Source organism: Aeromonas sp. SE22, from assembly GCF_038739755.1.
In the GTDB taxonomy this organism is placed as follows: Bacteria; Pseudomonadota; Gammaproteobacteria; order Enterobacterales; family Aeromonadaceae; genus Aeromonas; species Aeromonas jandaei.
On the sequence record NZ_JBCGFD010000004.1, the window covers coordinates 146,754 to 173,181 of the forward strand.

25 protein-coding genes are annotated in these 26,428 nt (G+C 57.6%); 13 read left to right on the top strand and 12 right to left on the bottom strand.

All coding sequences use genetic code 11. The features are described from left to right. Positions 1-43 precede the first annotated feature (43 nt). On the top strand, positions 44-2,326 hold the full coding sequence (gene pflB, locus AAHA39_RS10170) for a formate C-acetyltransferase (RefSeq protein ID WP_033114694.1): 2,283 nt from the start codon (positions 44-46) through the stop codon (positions 2,324-2,326). A gap of 295 nt (positions 2,327-2,621) precedes the next feature. Here pflB and AAHA39_RS10175 read toward each other — a convergent pair whose 3' ends face one another. Both AAHA39_RS10175 and AAHA39_RS10180 read right to left on the bottom strand, forming a co-directional pair. Beyond that, positions 2,622-3,056: a YcgN family cysteine cluster protein gene (locus AAHA39_RS10175; RefSeq protein ID WP_042032055.1), complete on the bottom strand. Its 435-nt coding sequence runs from the start codon at positions 3,054-3,056 to the stop codon at positions 2,622-2,624. Between the two features lie 255 nt (positions 3,057-3,311). Next, positions 3,312-3,797: a cell division inhibitor gene (locus tag AAHA39_RS10180; RefSeq protein ID WP_320657299.1), complete on the bottom strand. Its 486-nt coding sequence runs from the start codon at positions 3,795-3,797 to the stop codon at positions 3,312-3,314. A 230-nt stretch (positions 3,798-4,027) separates the two neighbouring features. Between AAHA39_RS10180 and AAHA39_RS10185 the strand changes: the two genes are divergently transcribed. Further along, positions 4,028-4,225: a DUF4250 domain-containing protein gene (locus tag AAHA39_RS10185; RefSeq protein WP_043852128.1), complete on the top strand. Its 198-nt coding sequence runs from the start codon at positions 4,028-4,030 to the stop codon at positions 4,223-4,225. Between the two features lie 377 nt (positions 4,226-4,602). After that, the gene (locus tag AAHA39_RS10190; protein WP_182925594.1) at positions 4,603-7,077 is read left to right on the top strand and encodes a glycogen/starch/alpha-glucan phosphorylase; all 2,475 of its coding nucleotides are present in this window, start codon (positions 4,603-4,605) and stop codon (positions 7,075-7,077) included. A gap of 64 nt (positions 7,078-7,141) precedes the next feature. Here the strand turns inward: AAHA39_RS10190 and AAHA39_RS10195 are convergent, their stop codons facing one another. Both AAHA39_RS10195 and trxC read right to left on the bottom strand, forming a co-directional pair. Beyond that, the gene (locus AAHA39_RS10195) at positions 7,142-8,524 is read right to left on the bottom strand and encodes an SLC13 family permease (RefSeq protein ID WP_320657300.1); all 1,383 of its coding nucleotides are present in this window, start codon (positions 8,522-8,524) and stop codon (positions 7,142-7,144) included. Between the two features lie 150 nt (positions 8,525-8,674). Then, positions 8,675-9,109 carry a thioredoxin TrxC gene (gene trxC / locus AAHA39_RS10200; RefSeq protein WP_320657301.1) on the bottom strand — a complete coding sequence of 145 codons (435 nt, stop codon included), beginning with the start codon at positions 9,107-9,109 and terminating at the stop codon, positions 8,675-8,677. A gap of 153 nt (positions 9,110-9,262) precedes the next feature. Here trxC and AAHA39_RS10205 point away from each other — a divergent pair, with 153 nt between their 5' ends. The 4 genes from AAHA39_RS10205 (at position 9,263) to AAHA39_RS10220 (ending at position 16,337) form a co-directional block, all read left to right on the top strand. Continuing rightward, complete coding sequence (locus AAHA39_RS10205) at positions 9,263-12,067, top strand: hybrid sensor histidine kinase/response regulator (RefSeq protein WP_320657302.1); 2,805 nt, start codon at positions 9,263-9,265, stop codon at positions 12,065-12,067. A gap of 163 nt (positions 12,068-12,230) precedes the next feature. Beyond that, a complete protein-coding gene (locus tag AAHA39_RS10210; RefSeq protein WP_320657303.1) occupies positions 12,231-13,967 on the top strand; it encodes an ABC transporter transmembrane domain-containing protein in 1,737 nt (578 codons plus the stop codon). Next, positions 13,964-15,715 carry an ABC transporter transmembrane domain-containing protein gene (locus tag AAHA39_RS10215; RefSeq protein WP_320657304.1) on the top strand — a complete coding sequence of 584 codons (1,752 nt, stop codon included), beginning with the start codon at positions 13,964-13,966 and terminating at the stop codon, positions 15,713-15,715. The genes AAHA39_RS10210 and AAHA39_RS10215 overlap by 4 nt, the downstream gene beginning before the upstream one ends. 148 nt (positions 15,716-15,863) lie before the next feature. After that, entirely contained in the window at positions 15,864-16,337 is a 474-nt protein-coding gene (locus tag AAHA39_RS10220; protein ID WP_182925588.1) for a DUF4442 domain-containing protein, read from the top strand. A gap of 84 nt (positions 16,338-16,421) precedes the next feature. On the opposite strand, the gene ybcJ is transcribed toward AAHA39_RS10220, so the two are convergent. Further along, a complete protein-coding gene (gene ybcJ / locus AAHA39_RS10225; RefSeq protein ID WP_033116144.1) occupies positions 16,422-16,655 on the bottom strand; it encodes a ribosome-associated protein YbcJ in 234 nt (77 codons plus the stop codon). Positions 16,656-16,911: 256 nt separating this feature from the next. Here ybcJ and AAHA39_RS10230 point away from each other — a divergent pair, with 256 nt between their 5' ends. From AAHA39_RS10230 to pdxY, 3 genes are all read left to right on the top strand, one after another. Further along, complete coding sequence (locus AAHA39_RS10230; RefSeq protein WP_320657305.1) at positions 16,912-17,475, top strand: VC2662 family protein; 564 nt, start codon at positions 16,912-16,914, stop codon at positions 17,473-17,475. A 76-nt stretch (positions 17,476-17,551) separates the two neighbouring features. Then, on the top strand, positions 17,552-18,307 hold the full coding sequence (locus AAHA39_RS10235) for a DUF429 domain-containing protein (protein WP_320657306.1): 756 nt from the start codon (positions 17,552-17,554) through the stop codon (positions 18,305-18,307). 164 nt (positions 18,308-18,471) lie between these two features. Continuing rightward, entirely contained in the window at positions 18,472-19,335 is an 864-nt protein-coding gene (gene pdxY / locus AAHA39_RS10240; protein ID WP_320657307.1) for a pyridoxal kinase PdxY, read from the top strand. 108 nt (positions 19,336-19,443) lie between these two features. On the opposite strand, the gene AAHA39_RS10245 is transcribed toward pdxY, so the two are convergent. Continuing rightward, positions 19,444-20,562 carry a glycerol dehydrogenase gene (locus AAHA39_RS10245; RefSeq protein WP_320657308.1) on the bottom strand — a complete coding sequence of 373 codons (1,119 nt, stop codon included), beginning with the start codon at positions 20,560-20,562 and terminating at the stop codon, positions 19,444-19,446. A 79-nt stretch (positions 20,563-20,641) separates the two neighbouring features. Between AAHA39_RS10245 and AAHA39_RS10250 the strand changes: the two genes are divergently transcribed. Beyond that, positions 20,642-20,839: a hypothetical protein gene (locus AAHA39_RS10250; protein ID WP_320657309.1), complete on the top strand. Its 198-nt coding sequence runs from the start codon at positions 20,642-20,644 to the stop codon at positions 20,837-20,839. A gap of 21 nt (positions 20,840-20,860) precedes the next feature. Here the strand turns inward: AAHA39_RS10250 and AAHA39_RS10255 are convergent, their stop codons facing one another. The 3 genes from AAHA39_RS10255 to AAHA39_RS10265 form a co-directional block, all read right to left on the bottom strand. Further along, on the bottom strand, positions 20,861-21,367 hold the full coding sequence (locus tag AAHA39_RS10255; RefSeq protein WP_320657310.1) for a GNAT family N-acetyltransferase: 507 nt from the start codon (positions 21,365-21,367) through the stop codon (positions 20,861-20,863). 88 nt (positions 21,368-21,455) lie between these two features. Further along, positions 21,456-21,848, bottom strand: a complete 393-nt coding sequence (locus AAHA39_RS10260; RefSeq protein ID WP_042032071.1) for an NUDIX hydrolase — start codon at positions 21,846-21,848, stop codon at positions 21,456-21,458. Next, positions 21,845-22,432, bottom strand: coding sequence for a class IV adenylate cyclase (locus tag AAHA39_RS10265; protein WP_320657311.1), 588 nt, complete (start codon positions 22,430-22,432; stop codon positions 21,845-21,847). The genes AAHA39_RS10260 and AAHA39_RS10265 overlap by 4 nt, the downstream gene beginning before the upstream one ends. Before the next feature lie 513 nt (positions 22,433-22,945). On the opposite strand from AAHA39_RS10265, the gene AAHA39_RS10270 reads away from it, so the two are divergent. Both AAHA39_RS10270 and AAHA39_RS10275 read left to right on the top strand, forming a co-directional pair. Next, a complete protein-coding gene (locus AAHA39_RS10270; protein WP_320657312.1) occupies positions 22,946-23,791 on the top strand; it encodes a DUF5718 family protein in 846 nt (281 codons plus the stop codon). Positions 23,792-23,849: 58 nt separating this feature from the next. Further along, positions 23,850-24,290 carry an acetyltransferase gene (locus tag AAHA39_RS10275; RefSeq protein ID WP_320657313.1) on the top strand — a complete coding sequence of 147 codons (441 nt, stop codon included), beginning with the start codon at positions 23,850-23,852 and terminating at the stop codon, positions 24,288-24,290. Positions 24,291-24,361: 71 nt separating this feature from the next. On the opposite strand, the gene AAHA39_RS10280 is transcribed toward AAHA39_RS10275, so the two are convergent. The 3 genes from AAHA39_RS10280 to AAHA39_RS10290 form a co-directional block, all read right to left on the bottom strand. Beyond that, positions 24,362-24,679 (bottom strand): DUF4377 domain-containing protein, encoded by a 318-nt coding sequence (locus tag AAHA39_RS10280; RefSeq protein WP_320657314.1) that lies wholly within the window; start codon positions 24,677-24,679, stop codon positions 24,362-24,364. A gap of 93 nt (positions 24,680-24,772) precedes the next feature. Next, positions 24,773-26,059 carry a citrate synthase gene (locus AAHA39_RS10285; RefSeq protein ID WP_033116137.1) on the bottom strand — a complete coding sequence of 429 codons (1,287 nt, stop codon included), beginning with the start codon at positions 26,057-26,059 and terminating at the stop codon, positions 24,773-24,775. Positions 26,060-26,239: 180 nt separating this feature from the next. Then, complete coding sequence (locus AAHA39_RS10290; protein WP_124242845.1) at positions 26,240-26,428, bottom strand: hypothetical protein; 189 nt, start codon at positions 26,426-26,428, stop codon at positions 26,240-26,242.

A 26,428-nucleotide genomic window follows, 5' to 3' on the forward strand; every position in this document is an offset into this window, starting at 1 on the left:
TGATTGCGGGATACTACATCAATACCGTGTGAGGTAATGAAAAATGGCAGAACTTAACGAACAGTTCCAAAAAGCATGGGAAGGCTTCGCGGCCGGTGAATGGCAGACCTCTGTCAACACCCGTGACTTCATCCAGAAGAACTACACCCCGTATGAAGGTGACGAGTCCTTCCTGGCTGGCGCGACCGAAGCGACCACCAAGCTGTGGGACAAGGTCATGGAAGGGATCAAAATCGAGAACCGCACTCACGCGCCGGTCGATTTTGATACTGACCTGCCCTCCACCATTACCGCACACGATGCCGGTTATATCGATCAGAGCCTGGAGCAGATCGTTGGTCTGCAGACTGACAAGCCGCTGAAGCGCGCCATCATCGCCAACGGCGGTATCAAGATGGTTAAAACTTCTTGCGAAGTGTACGGTCGTCAACTGGACCCGATGGTCGAGAAGATCTTCACCGAGTACCGCAAGACTCACAACCAGGGCGTGTTTGACGTTTACACCAAAGACATCCTGAACTGCCGTAAGTCTGGTGTTATCACCGGTCTGCCGGATGCCTACGGCCGTGGCCGTATCATCGGTGACTACCGTCGCGTCGCTCTGTACGGTATCGACTTCCTGATGGCCGACAAACTGGCCCAGTTCAAGTCCCTGCAAGCTGACCTGGAAAACGGCGTCAACCTGGAAGCTACCATCCGTCTGCGCGAAGAGATCTCCGAGCAGCACCGTGCCCTGGCACAGATGAAGGTGATGGCTGCCAAGTACGGTTGCGATATCTCCGTACCGGCCAAGAACGCCAAAGAAGCCGTACAGTGGACCTACTTCGCCTACCTGGCGGCAGTCAAGTCCCAGAACGGCGCTGCCATGTCCTTCGGTCGTACCTCCAGCTTCCTGGACATCTACATCGAGCGTGACCTGCAGAAAGGCCTGATCACCGAGCAAGAAGCCCAGGAGCTGATGGACCACATGGTCATGAAGCTGCGTATGGTTCGCTTCTTGCGTACCCCGGAATACGATTCACTGTTCTCCGGCGACCCGATGTGGGCTACCGAGACCCTGGCTGGTATGGGCGTTGACGGCCGTACCCTGGTCACCAAGAACAGCTTCCGTATGCTGAACACCCTGTACACCATGGGCCCGTCTCCTGAGCCGAACCTGACCATCCTGTGGTCCGAGAAGCTGCCGGTCGGTTTCAAGAAGTACTGTGCCAAGGTATCCATCGAGACCTCTTCCGTTCAGTACGAGAACGACGATCTGATGCGTCCGGATTTCAACAACGATGACTACGCCATCGCTTGCTGTGTATCCCCGATGATCGTTGGTAAGCAAATGCAGTTCTTCGGTGCTCGTGCCAACTTGGCCAAGACCATGCTGTATGCAATCAACGGCGGTATGGACGAGAAGCTCAAGATCCAGGTCGGTCCGAAAACCGAAATGGTCAAGTCTGAGTACCTCGACTACAACGACGTGATGGATCGTCTGGATCACTTCATGGATTGGCTGGCCAAGCAATACGTTGCTGCGCTGAACATCATCCACTACATGCACGACAAGTACAGCTACGAAGCCTCTCTGATGGCGCTGCACGACCGTGACGTATATCGCACCATGGCGTGTGGTATCGCGGGTCTGTCCGTAGCAGCTGACTCCCTGTCTGCTATCAAGTACGCCAAAGTCAAGCCGGTTCGTGACGAAGATGGCGTTGCCATCGACTTCGAAATCGACGGCGAATACCCACAGTTCGGTAACAACGACGCTCGCGTCGATGACATCGCCTGTGACCTGGTTGAGCGCTTCATGAAGAAGATTCAGAAGCTGAACACCTACCGTGGTGCTGTTGCTACCCAGTCCGTGCTGACCATCACCTCCAACGTGGTATATGGCAAGAAGACCGGTAACACCCCGGATGGCCGTCGTGCCGGTGCTCCGTTCGGCCCGGGTGCCAACCCGATGCACGGTCGTGATCAGAAAGGTGCTGTTGCATCCCTGACTTCCGTTGCCAAGCTGCCGTTCGCTTACGCTAAAGATGGTATCTCCTATACCTTCTCCATCGTACCGAACGCACTGGGTAAAGATATGGAAGCCCAGAAAGCCAACCTGGCTGGCCTGATGGACGGTTACTTCCACCACGAATCCAACGTAGAGGGTGGTCAGCACCTGAACGTTAACGTGATGAACCGTGAAATGCTGCTGGACGCCATGGAAAACCCGGAGAAATATCCGCAGTTGACCATCCGCGTATCCGGTTATGCCGTTCGCTTCAACTCTTTGACCAAAGAGCAACAGCAAGACGTCATCACCCGTACCTTCACCGCCGCTCTGTAATCGAGTCGCAGTGAGCAAAAACCGGCGCCAAGGCGCCGGTTTTTTTATGTCCCCATCTTGCCGGATTGGAGGGTTTTGTTAGTCTGCCTCTGCCTCTGCCTCTGCCTCTGCCTCTGCCTCTGCCTCTGCCTCTGCCTCTGCTTGGCATGAGTCTGATTGTGAGGGGCGGGCATGTGCATCATGCCCGTCAAATCAACGTGAATACTCTACCCGGATGGGCAGCATGTCTGGCAGAAACAACAAGGGCCGCACCATGTGCAGCCCTTGTTGTTTCAGATATTGCAGATTGAGCGCGTTAGCTGGCCCAGGTGATGATGTGGTCAATCCATTCACCCGCCTCATCTTCGTGGATCACCTTGCCACGGACGGATTGTCCCGCTTGATGCATGGCTGAACGGCTACCTGTCAGCAGGGGATGCCACTCTGGCAAGGGGTGCCCTTCGGCAAGCAGGCGGTAAGCGCAAGTGGAGGGGAGCCAGTCATACTCGGCAATCTTGTCGTGGGTGATCTGCAGGCAATCCGGTTCTTTCTTGAAGCGGTTCATATAGTCGGAGCACTGGCAGGTTTTGGTGTTGAGCAGGTTGCAGGCTACGTTGGTGAACACCAGCTCTTCGGTATCTTCATCGATCAGCTTGTTGAGGCAGCATTTGCCGCAACCATCGCAGAGGGATTCCCATTCGGATTCAGTCATCTGCTGCAGACTCTTGGTCTGCCAAAAGGGGGCTTGCATCATACCGCTCACTTAATACACCTGATAAAACGCGTGGTTATACCCCTTGTCCCCTGGCATTTCAAGATGAGCGTACCAATGGCGAGAAAATATGAGTGAACTCGATATATTGCCTGGAGCCATAAGATACCTGCGTCTGAGACTGGTTCATTGTACCGTCTGTTTTAACCATCTCTTTCCAGACTCTTTGAGTGCCTATCATCTTCACTCGAGTGGGGGTGAAAAAGGCACTATCAAGAGGAGCTCGACCCTGGCTCAGTGATTGAGATAGATATCCTGTTCGCCATAACTCATCTGTTTACCGTTCACAGCAATACGTTTGGCGCCAAAGAAGCAGGCCAATATGCCTGACTGCTGGCCAAGACGCTGCAATCTGGCGTGATCCAGCTCGATCTGTTCGGGCAGCCAGGTAAAGACCGCTGCACAATGCCCCTGACAAAGGCTACGCTCCAGTGTCTGTTGCCAGTTCTTGATCTTCGGGCTGTGCACGATCAGCACCCGTTTCGGGTCTATACCACGCTCTTGCAAGCGGTTGGCTGCAGGGCGGCCGGGTGGGGCGATTAACAGGATCCATCCGGTATGGTTGTTACCGATGCGGGTCAATTCATCCAGAAACTGTTCATCGGAGTGAATACGCACGCTGGCTGTGGCCGCACCCGCTTTGCAGAGGATCCTTGTTGGCCATGGACGGCTGATGGTGCTGCTCATTGCGATAGAGAGAGAGTGCAGAGTCTGGTTCATATCCTTTGCCCTGTATGAAAATACAAGCTGTATGTGTATACAGTAGTTGTGTTCTGGGTACCTGACAAGTTGTTTTTAAAGAAATATGTGACCGCTACGATGCAAATATCCTTTAAGCGATTGATTTTAAATAGGTACATATTCTATTGAATGGTGGTGTTTTTTTGTTCTATGGACAAACGCTGGCGTACCACCCATGGTTATACAGGTCGTCAAGAGGAGGATCCGAGATGGATATCAGCACTTTGCAGCGTCTGGATGCCAACATTTTGCTGGGCATCATCAATGAGAAATTGCGGCTTGAATGTGATGGGCTGGAGGAGTTGCTGGCTTATTACGACATGAGTGAGGAGCAGCTGGCGGTGCGGTTGGGCCAGATTGGATATCACTATGATCCTTTGAGTAATCAGTTCAAGGCACACACCTGATGGTGCAATGCAGGTTTCATATTTGCCTTGTAGCATATATCGGCGCATTGAAATCGCTTTCAATGCGCCGTTTCAGTGCCTATTTTCAAGGATTTTCAAAGCCTGGCAATCGTTGAAAACCTATTCACGTTATTTTATTTTAACTTTAAACATAACCTATTGATAAAGGTGGTTATTTTTTATGAATGGCAACGAGTCAAAGGAAAGGGTTTTCACGCTTTTGGGGCGGTTTTCATCGGTTAAAGTGTGACTTGCGTTAACTTTTAATTGTGCGGCTTTCGTTAGTATTCTCACGCCGGTACATATTTTGAGATAACAACAGCGCCGGTCCCGATCCTCGGGATAACAATTTTATTTGTAACGAAGGAATATGGTTTATGGCTACCAAGAAGAAGACAGACCAGGATCTCCAACTGGATAAAGATCAGCTCAAGGCGAGTATCGTGCGTCACCTGCGTTCTACCTTGGGAACAAGCGAACAGAAAGCCTCTCACGATGCATGGTGGAAAGCCACCGCAGCGGCGGTCAACGAACAGGTTTACGAGCGCCTGACCCGCACTCAGCAGACTCACTTCAAGAAAGATACTCGTGCTATTCACTATCTCTCTGCTGAATTCCTGATGGGGCGTCTGACCTCCAACAACCTGCACAACCTCTCTCTTTACAAGATTTGTGAAGAGGCGCTGAGCGAACTCGGTCTGGATCTGACCGACTTGTGTGAACAAGAGCCCGATATGGCGCTCGGCAATGGTGGCTTGGGTCGTCTGGCTGCCTGCTTCATCGACTCGCTGGCAACCCTGAACTACCCGGCAGTGGGCTACGGTATCCACTACGAACACGGTCTGTTCCGTCAGGAGATCCAGGATGGCCGCCAGATTGAGCGTCCGGACTCCTGGCGTGAATATGGCAACCCTTGGGAGATTTGCCGTCCGGAGTCGGTACAGGAAGTCCCCCTCTATGGCTATGTCGAGACCGTGTTTGGTGACAATGGCGGCCTGAAGAAGGTTTGGCACGCGGGTCGCAAGATCAAAGGGGTGCCTTGGGATATCCCGGTCGTCGGTTTTGGCGGGAGTACCGTCAACATCCTGCGTCTGTGGGAATCCCGAGCCTCCGAATTTTTTGACTGGGACGTGTTCAACGCCGGTGGTTACATCGACTCCCAGGCAGAGAAAGCACAGGCCGAAACCATCTCCAAGGTGCTCTATCCGAACGATGAGACCGATGCCGGTAAAGAGCTGCGCCTGATCCAGCAGTACTTTTTCTGCGCCTGCTCCATCAAGGACATCATGCGCCGCTACAAGCGGGTACATGAGAGTGACTTCAGCAATTTCGCGGCCCAAATCGCTATCCAGCTCAACGATACTCACCCCACTATCGCCATTCCCGAACTGATGCGAGTGCTGGTGGATGAAGAGGGGCTGGACTGGGCTGCCGCCTGGGAGATCAGCTATCAGGTCTTCTCCTACACCAACCACACCCTGCTGCCGGAAGCGCTGGAGAAGTGGTCTGTCAGCCTGTTCGAGAAGGTGTTGCCACGCCATCTCGAGATCATTTATGAGATCAACGCCCGTTTCCTGAACGAGCTGGTCGAACCCAAGTGGCCCGGTAATGATGCCATTAAAGCCAAACTCTCCATCATCGAAGAGGGGAGTGTACGCAAGGTGCGCATGGGCAACCTCTGCGTCATCGGCTCTTCCAAAGTGAACGGCGTTGCGGAGATCCACTCCAAGCTGGTCAAGGAAGATCTCTTCCCCGAGTATGCCGAGCTGTGGCCGGAAAAAATGTGCAACGTGACCAACGGGGTAACCCCGCGTCGCTGGCTGCTGGCGTGTAACCCGGAACTGGCTGCACTCTATAACGAAGTGGTGGGCAAGGAGTGGCCGCTTCAGCTGGACAAGCTGCGTGGTGTCGTGAAGTTTGCCGACGACAAAGCGTTCCAGAAGCAGTTTATGACCATCAAGCGGCACAACAAAGAGAAGCTGGTCAAGGTCATCAAGGCGGAAACCGGCATCGATGTGAGCGCCGAGGCGATCTTCGATGTCCAGATCAAGCGTCTGCACGAGTACAAACGTCAGCAGCTGAACCTTATCCACATCATGGCGCTCTACCGTCGTTTGCTGGCCAACCCGGACTATGACATGCATCCGCGCGTGTTCATTTTCGGCTCCAAAGCGGCACCGGGTTACAAGCTGGCCAAAGACATCATCTATGCCATCAACAAGTTGGCGGATCGGGTCAACAACGACGCCCGTATTCAGGGCAAGCTGAAAGTGGTGTTCATGCCGAACTACCGCGTGAGCTTGGCCGAAAAGCTGATCCCGGCAGCTGACGTCTCCGAGCAGATCTCCACTGCAGGCTATGAAGCGTCCGGTACCGGCAACATGAAGATGGCCCTCAACGGTGCCATCACCATCGGTACGCTGGACGGCGCCAACATCGAGATCGCGGAAGAGGCCGGTGCTGAAAACTGCGCCATCTTCGGTCTGAACGTGGATGAGGTGAAGGCCCTGAAAGGCCGCGGTTACAACCCGTATGACTTCTACTATGCGAACTCAGAGCTGAAAGCTGTGCTGGACTGGTTTGATACCGACTACTTCACTCCGGGTCGTCCGGGTGAGCTGGCTTCCATCAAGCGCTCCTTGCTGGAAGGGGGTGACCCTTACCTGACACTGGCGGACTTCCAGTCCTACTCCGATGCGCACAAGCTGATCGATACCTGGTATCGCGATCCGGCGCTGTGGGCTAAGAAGGCCATCATCAACTCGGCGACCATGGGCAAGTTCAACTCCGACCGCTCCATTCAGGACTATGTAGAGCGGATCTGGAACCTGAAACGCTGCTCCGTCAACTAACGGTTCACGGCAATAAAAAACCCCCGCAATGCGGGGGTTTTGTTTATCCGGGGGTTAGTGGATATCAGAGAATATCGCCGACAAAGAAGGCCAGCATCGCCAGCAGCACAGTGAAGACCAGATTCAATGACATACCGGCTTTCATCATCTCTTGCTGGCGGATATGGCCGCTGGCAAAGACGATGGCATTGGGCGGCGTTGCGACTGGCAGCATAAAGGCGCAAGAGGCACCGATAGCGATGAGAACCGCCATGACGACGGGAGAGACGCCCAGCGCTTCAGCCACACCGGCAAAGAGCGGGATCAGCAGCGCAGCGGTCGCGGTATTGGAGACCAGCTCGGTCAGGAAGACCACGAAAGCGGCAAGCAGCAGCAGGATCACGAAAATGTTGGCGTGAGAGAGGACGGCCGACAGATGTTCCGCCAGAAAGGCGCTGGTACCGGTGGCCTTGAGGATGGCGCTCAGGGTCAGGCCGCCGCCAAACAGCATCAACACGCCCCAGTCGGTGTTCTTGTTCACGTCATCCCAGCTGGCGACGCGGCTGACTACGATGGCAACGATGGCCCCCATGGCGATCAGGGTATCGAGTTGAGGTATCCCGCCAAAGGCGTTGGAGATAGGTTGCGAACCGATCCACAACACCACAGTGGTCAGGAAGATAGCCAGGGTAACTTTGCGCTCGCGGGTCCAGTTGATGGTGACATCCTGCAGTTCAACCTTGTGGTTGAGCTGCGGGCGAGTGACCAGATAGAGCAGGGCAATGCCGCAAGGCATCAGGATAAGGACGACCGGAATGCCGAACTTCATCCAGTCGGTGAAGCCGATCCCCATCTGGGCTGCTGCAATCGCGTTGGGTGGGCTACCCACCAGGGTGCCGATACCGCCGATGCTGGCGCTGTAGGCGATACCAAGCAGGACGAACACGAAGGTGGCACGATTCTTTTTGCTATCAAGGCGGGTCAGCATGCCGATCGCCAGTGGCAGCATCATGGCGGTGGTGGCGGTGTTGCTGATCCACATGGACATGGCGGCGGTAATGGTGAAGAGCAAAATGACGCCCCAGCCAAGGTGCCCGTTGGCCAGATGCATCACCTTGCCAGCCATCAGGGTGTCCAGTCCCTGTTTGGAGAGGGCGGCAGCTAGCGCGAAGCCACCGAAAAAGAGGAAGAGGATCGGGTTGGCGAAGTCGGTGAGTGACTTGCTCATGTCAAAGACCCCGAGCACGGTCGCGAGCAGAGGCACCAGCAGTGCGGTGATGGTGACATGGAGGGCTTCAGTCAGCCAGAGGATGGCGATGAAGACCAGAATACCCAGCCCCTTGTTGACCATGGGGTCAAACGGTAGCCAGGCGAGCATGGCACAGAGCAGCAGGACATCCAGGATAACTATCCCTGATTTGAAATCCAGCCAGCGAGATGAGGCTGAGGGTACAGCAGATGTGTGCATAATGTTCTCTCGGTTAATTTATGGTTGTTTTTGTGTTGCCGAGACTACATCCCTTCACCTGGATGAAACAGGCCTGTGTGCCGAAAATCAGTCACTACTCACAGAGTGATTGATTAATCGGCGCGAAATTAAACATGTGCACAACATCCATCAAACGTTGACGAATTGCTCCAGCCACTGTTTGAACATGCTCTTGGGCAGTGAACCGTTGACTTGCGCCACCATCTTGCCCTGTTTGAAAACCATCAGCGTGGGGATACTGCGAATGGCGTAGCGTGCAGCGATGCTGGCTTGCTGCTCGGTATCCACTTTGACAAAGCGCATTTGTGGTTCCATTTCGTGGGCCACTTCGTGAAACACAGGGGCAAATTGTTGGCAAGGGCCGCACCAGCTGGCCCAGAAATCGACGACAACCGGAATGTCGGAGCTGATGAGAGTATCGAACAGGTTGTCACGACCGAGAGTCGGGGTCTGGCCAAAAAGCGCGGCTTTGCAGTGGCCACACTTGGCTGAATGGTCGATATGGTCCTCAGGCAGGCGGTTTCTGGTAAAGCAGTGGCTACAATAAGTAGTGACAAATGACATAATTGGCTCCTGTAGATGTATTCTGATGGGGAGATTTACTGCCCAATCAGCGCCGCGTCACGGTAACACAATGACCGGCAGGAGTGGATCATGCTCCCGGGGTTCATTACCCTGCAGGATAATTCAGCGACCACAGTTGAGAGTCGAGACGGGATGAACAAAGGATCACGGAAAAACCGTGTGCTGCTTGGGCTGGTTGTGGCCTTGCTGCTCGCGTTTTCGGGATACTGCTGGCAGTTGCTCAGTCAGCAGCAGCAAGCTGAGGATATGAGTACCGCGGCAGAGGTTGTGCTGAACCGGATTAATTCGGATACCGTCTATTTGCTTGGACGGGAGCAGGCCAATGACACCAACGTTCAGCAGCGCCTCAGCCAGTTATCTGCAAATCTGGATAGCTTTGTGCGTATGGTTCGCAGTGATCCACTGCTCATCTCTTTTCCCCTTTCCCAGACTCTGTTACAGGATATGGAATCCTATCTGATGGAGCTGGCCCAACTTCATGCCATGGAGATGGCGATAGAGTACATTCAGCAGCCATTCCAGCTGCAACTGCACAAGGTACTGGCACTGCCACAGGCAGACGACACCTTGCAGAGCAATCTCAAGGAGCTGGCACAGTTGGGGTCATTCCTGCAAAAAAGCTGGAGTAAAGAGGAGCAGGAGCAGCTGACCCTGCTGCAGCAACAATTGACAACCCGGTATCGCGATCAGCCAGACGTTATAGCTCTGGTTCAGTTGAGTGCAGATCTGAGTCGCCAAGTGGTTGCGTATCACACATTGCGTAACAGGCTGATCGACATGCATGTGGTTGATACTCTGGTGCGCTGGAAGCTCGATCGGCTTGAGTGTGCCGCCAAACTGATGAACCGCTTCTATCTGATGGTGCTCGGGGGGGCTTTGATTTGCTTTGGTCTGGTGGCCTATACCCTGTGGCGGCGAAATCAGAAGCTGAGTGAGCTCTCTCACCAGACCGGTCTGCTGGCGCAGGCCAAAAGCGATTTTCTGGCCAACATGAGCCATGAGATCCGCACGCCCATGAATGCCATCATCGGGTTTAGTTCGCTGGCGCTGCAAACCGAGCTGGATCAACAACAGCGTGATTATCTTGGCAAGATAAAATCCTCTTCAGATACCTTGCTGCTGCTGATCAACGACATCCTCGATTTGACCAAGGTGGAATCAGGCAAGCTGACGCTGGAAGAGATCGATTTCGATCTCAGCGAGCAGCTGGATTCGCTGGCGGGCATGTTTGCCGATTTGGCTGAACGCAAACATGTCGAGGTGATCATTTGTAAGTCGTCTGATGTTCCGGTTTTCCTGCGTGGTGATCCCCTGCGTCTGGGGCAGGTGCTGGTCAACTTGGTCAATAACGCTATCAAGTTTACCGAGCGTGGTGAGGTGGAAGTATCGATTAGTTTGGCGAGCGCGCATCCCATGCGGATCCGCTTCAGTATCCGTGATACCGGTATCGGGATTGCGGAGGATAAGCAGGCTCATTTGTTTCAGGCTTTTACCCAGATTGATGCCAGCAATACCAGAAAATATGGCGGTTCCGGCCTTGGCCTTAACATCTCCCAGCGCCTGGTGGAACTGATGGGCGGGCGGATCTCGGTGCAGAGCAAACCCGGGGTCGGTTCGCTGTTCCAGTTTGATATTCCCATGACTCAGGCTGTGTATGGCGTGGCCGGCCGTAAAGTGTTCTTCGAACATCAACCGCTGGTGCTGGTGATGGATGACAACGAGCTGGTGCTGGATCTGGCCAAAGATATCCTTACCCGCGCCGGCGTCAGAGTGCTTGCAGTCAATTCGCTTTCCCGTGCTCGTCAGGTGTTGCGGGAAGAGGGGCAGAGCCTGAAGCTGGCTATTCTCGACTGGCGGATGGGGCAGGAGGATGGGCTGGATCTGGCTCTTGAGATGTATCAGCACAGCCAATGGCGACGGATCCCCATTCTGATGATCAGTGCCTGGTCCAGAGATGGTCTGCACGGCAAGATGGAAAGCATCGGTCTGACCCATTTCCTGCCCAAGCCGATGACCGAAAACTCCCTCCTGGCCAAGGTGGATGAGCTGCTCAACGGCAGCTCTTATGAACACCACTTGCGACAAGCGGAAGCGCAAGGCGATCAGCAGCATTTCAAATCTCTGCTGCAGGGAACCCGGGTGTTGCTTGCCGAGGATAACCGGGTTAACCAGCAACTCATTATCGAATACCTGCGCCGTGTGGATGCAGTCGTGACCGTGGTCAACAATGGCCGCGAGGCGGTGGAACGCGTTGCCGAGCAGCCGTTTGATGTCATCCTGATGGATCTGCAGATGCCGGTGCTCGATGGCCTCGATGCTACCCGCCAGATCCGCAAGATGGTCGACAAGCACGATGTGCCCATCATAGCGCTGACCGCCAGTGCCATGCCGGGCGACAAGGAGCGTTGTCTGGGGGTCGGGATGAATGGCTATGTCACCAAACCGGTCAGCAAGCTTGATCTTTACAATAACCTGCTGCAGTGGGTAAAACCACAAGAGCTGGAGCAGAGCGGTATGCTGGAGGTGAAACCGCCCGACATGATGGGGGTGCTCGACCTGCAGGATGCGCTCAAGCGGCTGGAGCAGGACAAGGAGGCGCTGCAGATCCTCTTCAAGCTCTTCATGTCGGAGCACAAGGATGATCTATGGGAGATCCGCTCGGCCTTGCGCCGTCAGCAGCCGGATGTCGCGTGCAAACTGCTGCACACCCTCAAGGGGGTGTCGGCCAATATCTCCGCAGCCCGTCTGCAGGTGGTTGCTGGCGAGCTGGAGTGGCGGCTGCGGCAAAACGAGGTGCTGAGCGAAGCAGATCTTGAGCAACTGCAACAGGTATTCAGCCAGACCAGAGAGGAGGTATCCCACTTTCTTCTGACCGGTGAGCAGCATGAGAATACGTATAACCCCTATGCAACAGGTGATGATCGCCCCTCTCAGTGAATTAAATAGTAATTATTCTCATACCCCCTGGTTCGGGATATGATGACCCTTCGATTCAAATCGCCTCCAGCCGGAGGCGATTGTTTTCTATTCTGATGTCGACCCGTGAGAATGCTGTCTGCATCTGTGCTTTATGGCAGTTAAAAGGGCAAAGGTTGGTGGTGTGAGCGTATTTATACGATTGAGCTGGTTTTTCAGGGAGCAGTGGCGGCGGTATCTGATCGCCATATCTCTGCTGATGGTGGTGGCCTTGTTGACCGTCATTCCGCCCAAAGTGGTCGGCTGGGTGGTGGACGGCATTACCAGGGGATCCCTCGATAGCGCAACGCTGACGGGCTATCTGGCCGGACTGTTTGGCCTCGGTTTACTCATCTACATGCTGCGTTATGCCTGGCGAGTCATGTTGTTTGGCGCCTCGTACCGGCTAGCCTTTGTGCTGCGCAACCGTCTGTTCAGCCACTTCACCCGGATGAGCCCCGATTTCTACCAGCGCCACCGTACCGGCGATCTGATGGCCCATGCCACCAACGATATTCAGGCGGTGGAGATGACCGCCGGGGAAGGGGTCTTGACCCTGGTGGACTCCATCATGGTCGGGGTGCTGGTGCTCTCCATCATGTGCAGCCAGTACTCCTGGCAACTGACTCTGCTCTCCCTGTTGCCGTTGCCGGTGATGGCTTTTTTCATGAACCGCTTTGGCAAGCAGATCTACAAGCAGTTCAAATCAGCGCAGGGGGCCTTTTCCAAACTCAACAACAAAACCCAGGAGGCGCTCTCCGGTGTGCGAGTGCTCAAGTCCTACGCCGTTGAATCCCTAGAAGATCAAGGTTTTGCCGAACTGACCCGGCAGGCCGGGGAACACAACATGGCTGTGGCCCGCATCGATGCCAAGTTCGATCCCGTCATCTATCTCTGCATCGGTTGCTCCTATTTTCTGGCGGTAGCGGGTGGCAGTGCACTGGTACTCCGTGACGAGCTGACCCTGGGGGAGCTCACCAGCTTCACCATGTACCTCGGCCAGCTGATCTGGCCCATGTTCGCCATCGCCTGGCTGTTCAACATCATAGAGCGGGGCAGCGCCGCCTATTCGCGAATTGAAAGTCTGCTCGGCGAGCGCAGCGATATCGAAGAGCCGGCTCACCCGCTTGCGCTGGTCTCGCCCTTCCCGTTGCAGGCCCGCGATGTGGGGTACCAGCTTGAGCAACGTACCCTGTTGCAGAGTGTGGAGTTCACCCTGCAAGCTGGCGGTATGCTGGGGATTGTCGGGCGTACCGGTGCGGGTAAAAGTTCTCTGCTCAAACTGCTGATGCGGCTGGCCAATCCCACTGCGGGAGAGATCTGCATGGGGGATATTCCCATCTCGCAACTTGCGCTGGGTGAGCTGCGCAGCCAGTTTGCCTATGTGCCGCAGGAGCCATTCCTGTTTTCCACCACCATTGCTGCCAACATCGCCCTTGGTCGGCCTGATGCCAGCCGCGAGGAGGTGGAGCGGGTGGCGCGGATCGCCTGTGTCCATGACGACATCAGCCGTTTCCCCAAAGGCTACGAGACCGAAGTGGGGGAGAAGGGGGTGACCCTCTCCGGCGGCCAGAAGCAGCGGCTCGCCATCGCCCGTGCTCTGCTGCTGGAGGCACCCATTCTGGTGCTCGATGATGCGCTCTCGGCGGTGGATGCCCACACCGAGCAGCAGATCCTGCATGCTCTCAAGGCACACAAGCGCACCCTTATTCTGGTCAGCCACCGGATGACGGCGGTGGAGCAGGCCGATGAAATTCTGGTACTGGAGCAGGGGGCAGTCAGTGAGCGTGGCCGCCACGGCGCCCTGATGGATCACAATGGCTGGTATGCAGATATGGTGCGTTACCAGCGTCTTGAAGAAGCTGTGGAGGAGAGCCTGTGAACCCGACCATCAAACGGCTGCTCGCCTATTGTGCCCGTTATCCGCGCTGGCTGATCCAGGCAGGCCTCTGCTTGCTGTTGGCCACCGGTGCCGAAGTGGCGGGCCCCCTGCTGATCAAACTGTTCATCGATGACTATCTGACACCGCGCCAGCTGGTGTGGCCCGCCATTGCGGCCATTGCTGCCGGCTATCTCGGTTTGCAGGTGCTCTCTGCCGCGGGTTTCTACCTGCAATCCCTGCGCTTTAACCGCATCGCCCAGGCGGTGGTGCAAACCTTGCGCGAACAGGTATTTGCCACCGCGATCCGGTTGCCGGCCCGCTACTTTGACCAGCATCGCTCCGGCTCGCTGATTTCCCGTATCACCAACGACACCGAGGCGATCATGAACCTCTACGTGCAGGTGATTGGGCTGCTGGTGCAGAAGGTGGTGCTCTTGTGCGGCATTCTCATTTCCATGGCGCTGTTGGATCTGCGGCTGATGCTGGTGTGTGCCTGCCTGCTGCCGGCGGTGGGCGGAGTGATGTGGCTTTACCAGAAACTGAGCGTGCCCGTGGTACGGGCGACCCGCAGCCTGCTCTCCGACATCAACAGCCGTCTCAACGAGTCGCTACAGGGGATGCCGGTCATTCAGGCCATGGTGCAGGAGCGCCATTTTGCCAACGCCTTTGCCGAGGTGAACCAGCAGCACTGGGCGGCGCGCCTCAAGAGTCTCAAGATCAACGGCATCCTGCTGCGCCCGCTTATCGATCTCTTTTACATGATGGTGTTGATCGGTCTGCTGGCGCTGTTTGCCCACGAGGGGCTGAGTAGCGCGGGTGCCATTCAGGTGGGGGTGCTCTACGCCTTTATCAGCTATCTGGGGCGGATGATTGAGCCGCTTATCGAGATGACCAACCAGCTCAACCAGCTGCAGCAGGCGATGGTGGCGGGGGAGCGGGTCTTTGCCCTGCTCGATGAAACCCGCGAGAGTACCGACGGCGAGCAGCTCCCGCTGGAAGGGCGGGTCAGTTTCGAGCGGGTGGGATTCTCCTACGATGGCGAGCAGCAGGTGCTGCGTGACATAAGCTTTACCGCCACACCGGGCCAGATGCTGGCGTTGGTGGGCCACACCGGCAGCGGCAAGTCCACCATCATCAGCCTGCTGATGGGCTTCTATCCACTGGGTCAGGGTATTATCCGCTTTGATGATCACCCCATGGCGAGCCTGTCGCTCTCGGCGGTGCGCCGCAGTATCGGGTTGGTACAGCAAGATCCCTTTATCTTCGTCGGTACCCTGGCCGAGAACCTGCGGCTCGGCCGGGCTGGCATCGACGAGGCGCGGCTGTGGCAGGCGCTGACCGAGGTACAGCTGGCCGAGTTTGTGCGCAGCCTGCCGGATGGCTTGAACACCCTGATGGAGGAGGGGGGCAAGAACCTCTCCGCCGGGCAGCGCCAGCTGCTCTCCTTTGCCCGCGCCCTGGTGGGCGATCCGCGCATCCTCATTCTGGACGAGGCGACTGCCAGCGTGGATTCCCAGACCGAGTTGGCCCTCTCTTCGGCGCTGGCGGCGGCGCGTCGTGGCCGTACCACCATTGCCATCGCCCACCGCCTCTCGACCATCGTCGATGCGGACGAGATCCTGCTGCTCTCTCGCGGGCAGGTGAACGAGCGGGGCAGCCATGGCGAGCTGATGGCCCTCGGCGGCCATTATGCCCAGCTGTTCGAGATGCAGAGTCAGGGGGCCTGGCTCGAAGAGAAGCTGGCCTGATCGACCGGCAAATGCACAAAGAGGGAACCGTTGCGGTTCCCTCTTTTTTTGGGCAATGAAATAGCGGCAAGCGTGATCCGCGTCCTTGTCCAATGATGGTCATGCTGGCAACATGTTGTTTACATCAACTCATCGGATCAGTTCGCATATGGATTTGCAACGTTTGAAGGCCAACCTGGCGCTGCGGCTCTTTGCCTGGCGCTACATTCCCGTCATCGGTTTTTGTGCCCCGATCATCGAAGAGATGAGCGCCAGGGCGCTGCGCATTCGCATTCCCCTTGGCTGGCGTACCCGCAACCATCTGGGCAGCATGTATTTTGGCGCGCTGGCCACCGGCGCCGATCTGGTGGGCGGTCTGCTGGTGATGGAGAAGGGGCGGCAGCGACGCAAGAAGGTGCACTTCGCCTTCAAGGATGTACAGGGGGAGTTTTTGAAGCGGCCCGAGGGGGATGTACAGTTTGACTGCGCAGCGGGGGAGGAGATCGATGCCATGATCGATGAATCGCTGGCCACTGGTCAGCGCATCAATCGCCCCATCCAGGTGGTGGCCACCTGTCCGTCACTGAACGGGGATGAGGCGATGGCGCGTTTCGTATTGACCCTCTCGATCAAGGCCAGCTGACGCGCTCAAGAGATACGCCCGTGCGGGCTGCTCAAACGCTCCGCCGGCAGATCTGGCGGAGCGGCGGCAATCAGCCGTGACCGATCACTCGATCTCCGGGCTCATCCCCTCTTTGACCACGACCTTCATGCCGTTGAAGTTGACCACCTGCTCGGCCACGATCTTGCAGCGCTTGCGGGTCTCTACCTGACCGTCCACTTCGACCAGCCCTTCGGCGACGAGCGCCTTGGCCGCGCCGCCACAATCGGCCCAACCCTGATGCTTGATAAGGTCACACAAGGCAACGAAGGGGTGGCCTTCGAGCAGAAACGTCTCCATGGGAAATCCTCTAACTGGATGAATGCCGGACGTGGCAGGGCGGCTATTTTAGGCAGTTCACCCCGGCAAGGAAAGGGAAGGGGGCCGATGGCCGTGAAAAATGGCCGGACACAGGCGGCCTTTTTGCGTGCCACCCCGCATTTGGTAGATGGCTGGGACGCCTGATGACGCAGCGCGTCCCTCGCGCTGTCCCCTCGGTACTCCCCGGCTGTTAGCATGCTCCTTTTCCTGCTGATGCAACTGCAAGGAGCTTCCCATGACACTCTCCCGACTGCTGCTGGCCTGCGGCGCCCTCACGCTGTGCGGCGCAGCGCAAGCCAGTACGCCGGTACAGTTTTCCCTGCCCGGGGTCAATCTGCCCGCCTCCCATCAGGTGGAAGGGGCGCGCGCCTCTCTGCTTTACGGTCGTACCGGTCAGGTGAAGGGGATCGATCTGCCGGTATTTGCCCTCTCCGATGTGGATCGGTTCAGTGGCCTGCAGCTCGGGATCTTTCTCGGTGCTGGCCGGGTGCGCCACCAGTTTGGCGGGGTGGCCATCAATGCCGTCAACTGGCATGAGGGGCAGGATACCGGCGTCAATCTCGGGCTGGTCAACCTGACCAATAACGTACAGGGGATCAACTGGGGGGCGGTCAATATCGCCAAAGGCAATGCGCTGGCCAACGTCGGGCTGGTCAACTATGCCGAGCGCACCACCTTCCAGATCGGTTTTATCAATGCCACCAAACACCTCGACGGCTTGCAGATCGGGTTGGCCAACTACGCCGCCAACGGCGTTTTCCCCATTTTGCCGCTGGTGAACTTCCAGAAATCGTTCTGAGTGGGCGGTTCGCTTTGCGTTAAGCGCTTCGGCTGATTACCCTGTGCCCCTTCTATCCGTGACACAGAGGTAACAGATGACGGCAGGGCAGATGAGTGCAATCGGAATTGGCTGGGATGTGCGGGGCTGGCAGGGCAGCGCCCAGGCGGTGGCCGTGGTGGGCTGGCAGGCCGACTCCAACAGCCTGCACTGGCTCGGGGTGTCGCCGCTGTTTCGCCTGAGCTCACGGGTCGCGCCGGATCTGGCCGCCTTGCTGCGTCCGGCCCTGCAAGACGAAGCCTTGCTTGCGCAGGTCGAGGCCTGCCCGCAACTGGCGCTCGGTATCGATGCGCCGCTCGCCTTTCCCCGCGCCTTGCGTGACCTGCTTAACGGCCGGCCGCTCTCCTGCGCCGTGCCCGAGCGGGAGATCGACAACCCCTACGCCTATCGCGACTGCGAGCGCTGGTTGTATCAGCAATATGGCAAGAAGCCGCTGTCGGCCACCTTCGACCGGCTCGGCAACAATGCCACCCTGGCCCTCTCCATGCTGCCCAATCTGCCTGAGCTGCAACTGGTGCCGACCGTCGCCCCGCAGGCCAGTCGCGCCGTACTGGAGGTCTATCCGGCGCTGGCCAAGGTTGCGGGCAAGGCATCCCCTGCCAGACCCGAGCTGGCGGCGCTGCTGCCTGCCGATGTGGTGCCGGATACGGATCGCTACGATGCGGCGCTGTGCGCCCTGATGGCGCTGCAATATGCCGCTGGCGGTCGGGTTGCCCGACTGCCCGCCCTGTTGACTCCGCCAGCCGGGATGGCGCTGGATGAGGGGTGGGTCTACCACTTCGCCCGTCCATAGCGAGCAGAAAAAACGAATGCAAAGCAGTGCAGAATGGCATGGCTTCAGGCCAAAAGCCTGCGTTTAATCAGGAAAATGCCGGTTCGTGCCGTGACAGGGTGGCAATCCAATATCTTCATCCGATATATTGCCCCCTTTGCTGATCCTTTGTTGTGGTGATCCCGATGAAATCCGTTATCTCTATTCAGTCCCACGTGGTGTTCGGCTGTGCCGGCAACAGCGCCGCCGTCTTCCCCATGCGCCGTCTGGGTGTCGACGTGTGGCCTGTCAATACGGTGCAGTTTTCCAACCATACCCAGTACGCACAGGGTTGGCAGGGAATGGCGATGCCGGCGGGACACATCAGCGCGCTGGCCGAAGGGCTGGGCAATATCGGGGTGCTGGGCCAGTGCGATGCGGTGCTGAGCGGTTACCTGGGTTCGGCTGAGCAGGGTGACGAGATCCTCAAGGTGGTCAACGCCGCCAAGGCGGCCAATCCCGATGCCATCTACTTCTGCGATCCGGTGATGGGTCATCCCGAGAAGGGGTGCATCGTCGCCCCCGGCGTCACCCGTTTTCTGACCGAGCAGGCGCTGCCGGTGGCCGACATGATGGCCCCCAACCTGCTGGAGCTGGAGACCCTCTGCGATACCCATCTGGCGGATCTGGCGCAAACCCGCGCTGCCGCCCATCAGCTGCTGGCCCGTGGCGTCAAGCTGGTACTGGTCAAGCATCTGGGCCGCGCGGCGCAAGACCCGAGCCGTTTCGAGATGCTGCTGGCCACCCCGGATGGGGATTACCTGATTGCCCGCCCGCTCTATGACTTTGCCCGCCAGCCGGTCGGGGTTGGCGATCTTATCAGCGCCCTGATGTTGGCCAACCTGCTGACCGGGCACGATGCGGTAAGCGCCTTTGAGCGTACCAATGCGGCGGTGGACGCCGTGCTGCAAGAGACCTGGCGCCAGCAGGCTTACGAGCTGCAACTCATCGCCGCGCAAGAGGCCTTTGCCCTGCCTGAGGTTGAAGTGCGGGCGGTTAAACTACCCTGAGTCAGCGCAGACGTTCGTCTATCCCGACAAGAGAGGGATTGCAGATGAAAAAGGCTTGCCAATGGGCAAGCCTTTTTGCTGTTTGCCGCATTGGGTGCGGCAAATCAATCAGGCGCGGGGATGGCGGAGGCGATAACGCTCTGCCATGGCATTGGCCGCTACCATGGCGGCGTAGACATCCTGTTCACTGACTGTCATCGGCATGTTGCCCATGGTATCGAGGGGATCGCAGGCCAGCTGTGCCACCTTGCGCCACTCGCTTTCATCAAAGTGGGTGAGCCCAAGCTCTTGCAGCGTCATCGGCAGGCCTGCACAGTCGATGATGCGCAACACCTCATCAAGTTCATGTTGCGGGGCGCGCTCAAGCACCAGCTGGGTCAGCAGGCCGAAGACTACCTTCTCGCCATGCTGGGCACGATGGAGCTCCGCGATCAGTGACATGCCATTGTTGACGGCATGGGCAGCGGCCAGCCCACCGGCTTCTGCGCCGACCCCGCTGAGGTAGATGGTGGCTTCGATGACCTGCTCCAGCGCCGGAGTGGAGACATGGTGGCGTATCGCATCCATGGCCAGCTCGATGTTTTCCCTCAGCAGCTCATAACAGAGCTTTGCCAGACCCAGCCCGGTACGTGAAGGACGCTTGCCAACCAGATTGAGCCCGTCGGCCCGATAGCAGGCGCGCGCTTCGAAATAGGTGGCCAGGGCATCGCCGACACCTGCGGAAAAGAAGCGGGGAGGGGCGGCAGCAATGATGGCAGTGTCAGCCAGCACCACGTCCGGATTTTGCGGCAGGAACAGATAGCGCTCAAATTCGCCCACCTGGTTGTAGATGACTGCCAGTGCCGTACAGGGGGCATCCGTGGAGGCAATCGTCGGGAACAGCACAACCGGACGACGCTGATAGAAGGCCACGGCCTTGGCGACATCCAGCGTCTTGCCGCCGCCGATCCCGACAATCACGTTCGCGCCATATTGCTCGGCAAGGTGGGTCAGACGCTGGATCTCCTGTTCGGTGCATTCGTAGCGAAACTTGTCGACCACTCCACTGAGGCCAGCCTGCAGGATCCCCGCCAGGGCCTCCTCTTGCACCCGCTCAAGAATGAACTCGTCGCTGATGAGCAGCGCATTGTCACCAAAATCTTTAACGTGCTCATGGAGTTGCGGGAGAAGGTGTTGGCCGATGATGAACTTTTTGGGGGAGGTGACAGTACGGGGCAAAGTAGGCATCCATTATTCCTCAAGGCAGTGAACAACATAGATTTGATTATCAAATGGGTCTCACACGATACGCCTGCTGAAGTAAGAGATGAACAAGAAATGGGGCTCGTATTATCCCTTAATTAATCAATTTATTGGTTTTGTTGTATTTTGGCGCGAGCGATGGCGGGGGTTGAGGGGGGCTGGGTCAATGGCTGTTTCGTTGCTGTCTGTCGCAAGCCTATTGCTGCAACAAAAAGTCACGCTGCCACAAGCAGGGCCGGTCAGTTCGGCCCTGCTGTTTTGATAAGAGAAGCGGGGGGAGTGTTCAGAGCATCTTGTAGAAGATAACCGTCGCCGCCAGCTTGCCGTCGGCACCGAGGGCAAAATGGGGGATCTGGCCCGCCTCCTGATAGCCGAGTTGACGATAGAGGTGGGAGGCTACGTCACCGGCGCGAGTATCCAGCACCAGCAGCGAACGACCTGCGGCATGGGCGCCTTGCTCTATTGCCTGCATCAACGCACGGCCAATACCTTTGCCTCTCGCCGCTTGCAGTACCATCAGTTTTTCCACCTCGGCCCGGTGGCGGCCATTGGCCTTGCCACAGAGTGAGAGCTGCACGGCGCCCACAACGGCTTGCTGTTCAATGGCAAGCCACAGTTTTCGGCCCCCTGATGCCAGATCTGCTGCCACCCCTTGCCAGTATTTAGCCCCATCCTCAACACGGAGGGGCGGTAAAAAACCGACCGAGGCACCGCTGTTGACACAATCCTGCAGCAGGGCGATGAGGGCGGGCAGCAGATCCTCGATAGCGGGTACGTCAATAATCTCCATCCGACATCCTTTTCGTTGTGTGAACGGCATCCTGCCTGCGGTTCAGCCACAGTGTGCTCTGGCCGTGATGCAAGGAGGCTGCGGCCAGTTAGCGGATCAGCCCCTGCTCCTTGAGCCAGCCAAAGAGCAGGCGGGAGACGGGGGATAGCTCGTCAAGATGGCTGCTGTCGAGCCAGCGCAGCTCGGCAATCTCGGCTGAGGCGACCGGGGTGCCGCTGGCTTGGCCGGTGTAGCAGCGCAGCCGCACCTCGACCCCGGCCGGTTTGCCATCGGCCTGGGCGCTGAACTCGCAGGCAAAGCGCAGGGTATCGGGTTGCAGGGTGACGGCCAGCTCCTCGTCAATCTCGCGGATCAGAGCTGCTTCGTCGCTCTCGCCCGGCTCGCGTTTGCCGCCGGGGATGTAGTAGATGGCTTTGCCGTGGGAGCGGGCGCAGAGCAGTTGCTGATCTTTAAAGGTGAGCCAGGCGAGTTTGTCGATCATCGGGTTGAATCCTCTGGTTGTGTGGTGGGTGTTGCCTGCATGTGCCGGCTGCACAGGGTGCGGTAGGAGTGGGGCTCCTCCATATCGGGAGAGAGCCCCAGCCGCGCAGCCAACGCGAGCAGTTGCTGGCGAAATTCAGGCAGGCGTGCCTCGTCATCGGTCATGATGGCCAGCTCGGCAAAATCGCCGATCCCGGCCAGGTGATCCAGGGTGACGTGAAACGGGCCCAGGAAGTAGATGCTGCGCTGTTTGGTGATCTCGAGGATCTGCCGGTAGTCCATGGTCAAAAGCATGCTGGCAGCCTTGTCGGCATCGCTGATATTGACCGCTTCACAGCGATCCGCCTCGGGCCCCTTGACGATCCAGAGTTGGATGCCCGAGGGCTCCATGGTGCGGATCGCCAGACTCTTGCCTGCGCGGGTAAGGGCATCGTCCGGGGTGTCGAAGTAGCGATCCCGCTCCAGATTGTCTTCCAGCATCACCTGCGGATTGAGGGCGAGCAGCGCCTTGAGGAAGGCGGGGCGATCTGCCAGCCGATATTTGAACTCGACTTCGAAGCGGCCCTGAAAGTGTGCCTGTGACATCAAGAAGATCCCTCTGTGAGTCTGTGTGGCAGGCAGCCTAGCAAAATTGGTGCGCAGGCCAAAGAGAAGAAAGGGAGAAAGAGAAATAGAGAGAAAGAGATCGGAAGATGGCCGCTGGGGGCTTGGCGGGCAGCCTGCGGGGCAGAGAGGGGCCAAGCTGGTCACTATAAGTAGAATTTATGCATTTTGGCTGAATGCCCTCGTTTTTGTTTATATCGATTGATGAGCCCGGCTTTCGGGCGTTGCACTCTGTTTTTCGCTTCTCCGGGGCGTTGGCCGCTTGCAGCAAGGTGGATTTGTTGCCGATGGCGACAAGATGACCGGCCCGGGTGGCGGACGAGGTGACAGAAATGGCGCAAGGCGTCGCCAGTCGGGGCCAAAAAAGCGGGCTGGCGCACACCGCCGCAGGGCCGGACTGGGCGAAGGCGGGGACCTTGTGGTTTAATCTTGCCACTTTAGCGGTAGTGGGCGACGAGCCTGCTACCTTGCGTTGGCAAGATGCAGGTGAGCAAGATGCAAGTGACAGCAGAGAGCAAGTTTATCGGACTCGGGGTAGCGGGCAATTTCGCCGGTCATCTGGCGCAGGCGGGTGAAGCGTCGGATTTCGTGGCGGTCGTGGTGCGCGATACCACCGCGCCCAAGGCGCTGTTCCCCTTTTTCGTGCCGGGCCATCCGGGTCAGCTCGGGGTGTTCCCGCTGAGCAATAACGCCATCTTCCTGCCGGAAGCGGCGGTCAGCGGTGACGAGAAGGTGCAGATTGAGCCGGAAGTGGCGCTCTGGTGCGAGCTGGAGTATGCCGACAAGCAGGTGGTGGCGATCCATCCCCGTGCCTTTGGCGCCTATAACGACTGCTCCATCCGTCGTCCCAACGCCAAAAAGATCAGCGAGAAGAAGAACTGGGGCGAAGAGAGCAAGGGGTTGGCGGCCAACCTGCTGCCGCTCTCCGGTTTTGCCGCCGGTTGCGAGCTCGATGACTATCGCATCGCCTGCTATCTGGAGCGCGATGGCGAGCTGCACGCTTACGGGGTAGACAGCGCCGCCATCGACTACAGCTACTTCCACGGCAAGCTGCTCGACTGGGCCATCGACAAGTTCAACCATCAACAGGATGAAGGGCCGGCGGAGCACATTCAGGGGCAGCTGGCGCAGGCGGGGCATCCTCCCCATGCGCTCATCAGCATCGGTGCCACCCGTTATACCCCGTTTGGCGAGACCCACTTCCTCAAGCCCGGCGACACCTCCTGTGTGGTGGTCTACCCGGGCAGCCGCTACAGCGAAGCGGAGATCCGCGAGGCGATCCGTACCCGCAGTTTTGGTGCCGATGTGTCGGTGTTACTGCAGGCGGTGCAGGCACGCTAATCAGGTTGGCCCGCGGGGAGGACACAGCCATCCTGCGGGCTGCAACAAAGAGTCATTGATGAAGATTGATACTGCAACGCGGGCCGATTATCCGGCCCTGATCGCGCTGTGGGAGGCCTCGGTGCGGGCGACCCACCACTTCCTGCCCGAGGCCGAGATCCTCGCGCTCAAGCCGCTTATTCTGGAGCACTACTTCGATGCGGTGACACTGCACTGTGCCCGGATGGAGGAGGGGCGCATTGCCGGTTTTTGCGGGCTATGCGATGGCAAGATAGAGATGCTGTTTGTGGCGCCGGCGGTGCGCGGCAGTGGCGTGGGTCGGCAGCTGGTGGAACATGCCATCAGCCAGTGCGACGCGACGCTGGTTGACGTCAACGAGCAGAATGAGCAGGCGGTGGGTTTCTACCACAAGATGGGATTCGTCGTGACGGGCCGCTCGCCGCTGGATGGCCAGGGTAAGCCCTATCCCTTGCTCCATATGGCGTTGCCGCTGCGATAGTCGCTCTAGTGAAGCGACAGTGATAACAAACGGGGGATGGCCTGCGCCATCCCCCGTTTTTGATCCTGCCGTTACTTGCTGGCGACCTTGCTGACCACCTTGATCAGCTGGTAGCGCAGGGAGGAGGCATCCGCCGGCACGTTGGTGAGCTGCTCCTTTTTCACGGTGAGCTGATACTGGTAGCCCGGCTCGAACTGGAAGCCTTCAATGTTCTGGTAGAAGAGCGTCCAGGGTTGCTGTTCGTCGCTGCGCACCTGCATGCACTGCATCGGCCCGACCCCGACACAATCGACCAGCTGGCTGTTGATGTAGAGGGTCTCACCCTGTGGGGCCGTGGTGCCCTGACAGGCGGTGAGCAGCAGGGCGGCGCTGACAAGCAGAGGTTTCATGGTGGACTCCTTCGAATTGAAAGGGGCATTAGAGCGACAAATAAAAAGGCGGTCAATGACCGCCTTTGTAACAAACCATGTCGACTCAAGCGCTTAGCGTTCGTCGATCGGGACGAACTTGCGCAGCGGCTCACCGATGTAGAGCTGGCGCGGACGACCGATCTTGCCGTCCGGATCGGAGTGGAACTCGTTCCAGTGGGCGATCCAGCCGATGGTGCGGGAGATGGCGAAGATCACGGTGAACATGTTCATCGGGATGCCGATCGCCTTCATGATGATGCCGGAGTAGAAGTCCACGTTCGGGTAGAGCTTCTTGTCGACGAAGTAGGGGTCGGAGAGCGCAATGCGCTCCAGCTCCATGGCAACGTCGAGCAGCGGATCCTTGATCTGCAGCTCCTTGAGCACCTCGTGGCAGGTCTCGCGCATCACCTGGGCACGGGGGTCGTAGTTCTTGTAGACCCGGTGACCGAAGCCCATCAGACGGAACGAGTCGTTCTTGTCCTTGGCGCGGGCGATGTATTCGGGGATGCGATCCACCGAGCCGATCTCCTCCAGCATGCGCAGGCAGGCCTCGTTGGCACCACCGTGAGCCGGGCCCCACAGGGAGGCGATACCGGCCGCGATACAGGCAAACGGGTTGGCACCGGAGGAGCCAGCCAGACGAACGGTCGAGGTAGAGGCGTTCTGCTCGTGATCCGCGTGCAGGGTGAAGATGCGATCCATGGCGCGCTCAACCACCGGGTTGACCTTGTACTCTTCGGTCGGCACCGCAAACATCATGTGCAGGAAGTTGCCGGCGTAGGAGAGGGCGTTGCGCGGTTGCATGAACGGCTGGCCGATGGAGTACTTGAAGCACATGGCGGCCAGGGTCGGCATCTTGGAGAGCAGGCGGAAGGCGCAGATCTCGCGATGCTGTTCGTTATTGATATCGAGGGCGTCGTGATAGAAAGCGGAGAGGGCACCCACCACGCCACACATGATGGCCATGGGGTGGGAGTCACGACGGAAGCCGCGGAAGAAGAAGGCGATCTGCTCGTGCACCATGGTGTGACGGGTTACGGTGCGCTGGAATTCGGCGAACTGGGCCTTGGTCGGCGCCTCGCCGTAGAGCAGGATGTAGCAGACTTCGAGGTAGTTGGACTCTTTGGCCAACTGGGCGATGGGGTAACCACGGTGCAGCAAGACACCCTGATCCCCGTCGATATAGGTAATGGCGGACTTGCAAGAACCGGTCGCCATGAAGCCCGGGTCAAAGGTGAAATACCCTTGTGCACCCAGTTTTCTGACATCAATGACATCCGGTCCGACTGTTCCGGAGAGGATCGGCAATTCAACCGGATCTTTCCCGGGCAGGTGTAGGGTGGCTATCTTATCAGCCATAGCACGTCTCCTTTGCTCTTTATAATTTGGTTCCAGTCCTACTCTATTACGACTTTTATGACGCTGGCAAAGGTTGTTACCCATACCGAGGTGGCTGGAGCGCCTTATTTGAAACAGAGTTCCCTATCAATGTCAATTTTGCTGGATGGCCATTAATTAAATGTTAAATAAAATATGCGATCAGGTTTGCGGTTTTGTGTTTTCTTTGTAGCTATTTGATTGTCTTCGGTTAAGCCCGCCGATATACTGCGCCACGTGGGTCATGGCTGCGGGTGTTTGAAACGCTTTGGCAAAGCCTGATGTGAAACCGAAAACCGGATTTTTGGCTTTTTCAGAGTGTTTTGGTAACAAATAACCAACAATCACCAT

What these genes read in the sequence shown, in the direction of transcription:
- pflB (WP_033114694.1), top strand. Translation starts at nt 44, where the DNA reads ATGGCAGAACTTAACGAACAGTTCCAAAAAGCATGGGAAGGCTTCGCG.
- AAHA39_RS10175 (WP_042032055.1), bottom strand. Translation starts at nt 3,056, where the DNA reads ATGCAAGCCCCCTTTTGGCAGACCAAGAGTCTGCAGCAGATGACTGAA.
- AAHA39_RS10180 (WP_320657299.1), bottom strand. Translation starts at nt 3,797, where the DNA reads ATGAACCAGACTCTGCACTCTCTCTCTATCGCAATGAGCAGCACCATC.
- AAHA39_RS10185 (WP_043852128.1), top strand. Translation starts at nt 4,028, where the DNA reads ATGGATATCAGCACTTTGCAGCGTCTGGATGCCAACATTTTGCTGGGC.
- AAHA39_RS10190 (WP_182925594.1), top strand. Translation starts at nt 4,603, where the DNA reads ATGGCTACCAAGAAGAAGACAGACCAGGATCTCCAACTGGATAAAGAT.
- AAHA39_RS10195 (WP_320657300.1), bottom strand. Translation starts at nt 8,524, where the DNA reads ATGCACACATCTGCTGTACCCTCAGCCTCATCTCGCTGGCTGGATTTC.
- trxC (WP_320657301.1), bottom strand. Translation starts at nt 9,109, where the DNA reads ATGTCATTTGTCACTACTTATTGTAGCCACTGCTTTACCAGAAACCGC.
- AAHA39_RS10205 (WP_320657302.1), top strand. Translation starts at nt 9,263, where the DNA reads ATGAACAAAGGATCACGGAAAAACCGTGTGCTGCTTGGGCTGGTTGTG.
- AAHA39_RS10220 (WP_182925588.1), top strand. Translation starts at nt 15,864, where the DNA reads ATGGATTTGCAACGTTTGAAGGCCAACCTGGCGCTGCGGCTCTTTGCC.
- ybcJ (WP_033116144.1), bottom strand. Translation starts at nt 16,655, where the DNA reads ATGGAGACGTTTCTGCTCGAAGGCCACCCCTTCGTTGCCTTGTGTGAC.
- AAHA39_RS10230 (WP_320657305.1), top strand. Translation starts at nt 16,912, where the DNA reads ATGACACTCTCCCGACTGCTGCTGGCCTGCGGCGCCCTCACGCTGTGC.
- AAHA39_RS10235 (WP_320657306.1), top strand. Translation starts at nt 17,552, where the DNA reads ATGACGGCAGGGCAGATGAGTGCAATCGGAATTGGCTGGGATGTGCGG.
- pdxY (WP_320657307.1), top strand. Translation starts at nt 18,472, where the DNA reads ATGAAATCCGTTATCTCTATTCAGTCCCACGTGGTGTTCGGCTGTGCC.
- AAHA39_RS10245 (WP_320657308.1), bottom strand. Translation starts at nt 20,562, where the DNA reads ATGCCTACTTTGCCCCGTACTGTCACCTCCCCCAAAAAGTTCATCATC.
- AAHA39_RS10250 (WP_320657309.1), top strand. Translation starts at nt 20,642, where the DNA reads ATGAACAAGAAATGGGGCTCGTATTATCCCTTAATTAATCAATTTATT.
- AAHA39_RS10255 (WP_320657310.1), bottom strand. Translation starts at nt 21,367, where the DNA reads ATGGAGATTATTGACGTACCCGCTATCGAGGATCTGCTGCCCGCCCTC.
- AAHA39_RS10260 (WP_042032071.1), bottom strand. Translation starts at nt 21,848, where the DNA reads ATGATCGACAAACTCGCCTGGCTCACCTTTAAAGATCAGCAACTGCTC.
- AAHA39_RS10265 (WP_320657311.1), bottom strand. Translation starts at nt 22,432, where the DNA reads ATGTCACAGGCACACTTTCAGGGCCGCTTCGAAGTCGAGTTCAAATAT.
- AAHA39_RS10270 (WP_320657312.1), top strand. Translation starts at nt 22,946, where the DNA reads ATGCAAGTGACAGCAGAGAGCAAGTTTATCGGACTCGGGGTAGCGGGC.
- AAHA39_RS10275 (WP_320657313.1), top strand. Translation starts at nt 23,850, where the DNA reads ATGAAGATTGATACTGCAACGCGGGCCGATTATCCGGCCCTGATCGCG.
- AAHA39_RS10280 (WP_320657314.1), bottom strand. Translation starts at nt 24,679, where the DNA reads ATGAAACCTCTGCTTGTCAGCGCCGCCCTGCTGCTCACCGCCTGTCAG.
- AAHA39_RS10285 (WP_033116137.1), bottom strand. Translation starts at nt 26,059, where the DNA reads ATGGCTGATAAGATAGCCACCCTACACCTGCCCGGGAAAGATCCGGTT.
- AAHA39_RS10290 (WP_124242845.1), bottom strand. Translation starts at nt 26,428, where the DNA reads ATGGTGATTGTTGGTTATTTGTTACCAAAACACTCTGAAAAAGCCAAA.